This is a genomic window from Massilia sp. 01N410, assembly GCF_056399665.1.
On sequence record NZ_JBFTRV010000099.1, the window covers coordinates 1 to 352 of the forward strand.

The 352-nt window shown below is 49.7% G+C and carries 1 protein-coding gene; it reads right to left on the bottom strand.

Annotated elements, in window-relative coordinates; all coding sequences use genetic code 11:
- A partial coding sequence (locus tag AC1DOP_RS27415) for a 50S ribosomal protein L31 (RefSeq protein WP_477254458.1) occupies positions 1–139 on the bottom strand: 139 nt, incomplete at its 3' end.
- Between the last annotated feature and the right edge of the window lie 213 nt (positions 140–352).

Below are 352 nucleotides of genomic sequence, written 5' to 3' on the forward strand. Positions count from 1 at the left end.
GCGTTACATAAGGCAGCGTTTTACCGTCCAGCTCGATTGTGCGGTCGGTTTTAATGGTAGAGCCGACGACAAAAAAGGTGTCGGCGCTGGTGTCGTGAAAAGCGACGGTGCGGTAAGCCGGATGGATTGCTTGTTTCATAAAATCCCTCAATATCGTATGTTATAACATAACAATAATTATGCGCGCCGTGATTTTAAAATGCAAGCGTAAAGGAGGCACGCAGACCAGCAACGATAACGGAACACAGAAACATGGGAACAGAAAGTCCCGGAGCAGAAAAACATCGGAGCAGGAGAGCAGGAGAGCAGGAGAGCAGGGGAGCAAGGGAGCAAGGGAGCAGGAGAATAAGGG